Consider the following 832-nt stretch of genomic DNA (forward strand, 5'->3'; position numbering starts at 1 on the left):
GTATTGCAAACGTTGATAATGCGGCACGGACTCTTTCCGGTGTTAAGGCTGGTTCGATTACAGCAGTATCCACTGATGCGATAAATGGTTCTCAACTTTATTCCATGAGCAATGTCGTTGCAGGCTATTTTGGCGGTGATGCTGGCTATAAAGATGGGCAATGGATAGCTCCCAAGTTCCAAGTTTCGCAGTTCAAGAGTGATGGTAGTTCTGGTGAGAAGGAGAGCTATGATAATGTAGCGGCTGCGTTTGAAGGAGTTAACAAAAGTCTTGCAGGTATGAACGAGCGTATTAATAATGTTGTTACTGCTGGCCAGAATGTTTCGTCGAACAGTTTAAATTGGAATGAGACAGAGGGAGGTTATGACGCTCGTCATAATGGTGTGGACAGTAAGCTCACGCATGTAGAGAATGGTGACGTATCCGAAAAATCGAAAGAAGCCGTTAATGGAAGTCAACTATGGAATACGAATGAGAAAGTTGAAGCGGTTGAGAAGGATGTAAAGAATATTGAGAAGAAGGTACAAGATATTGCTACAGTAGCAGATAGTGCTGTTAAGTATGAGAAAGATAGTACTGGCAAGAAAACGAATGTAATCAAATTAGTTGGTGGGAGTGAAAGTGATCCAGTATTGATAGACAATGTAGCGGATGGTGACATTAAAGAAGGCTCTAAGCAGGCAGTCAATGGAGGTCAGTTGCATGATTATACTGAGCAACAGATGAAGATAGTGCTTGAAGATGCGAAGAAATATACGGATGAACGCTTCAATGATGTCGTCAATAATGGTGTTAATGAGGCTAAAGCTTATACAGATATGAAGTTTGAGGC

Annotated in this window: 1 pseudogene; it reads left to right on the plus strand. The window is 41.6% G+C overall.

Going from position 1 to position 832, the window contains the following annotated elements:
• Positions 1-832 (plus strand): annotated as a pseudogene (locus ACFIO5_RS11120) (Vomp family autotransporter); the annotation flags it as partial.

The organism is Bartonella sp. AA86SXKL, assembly GCF_042196885.1.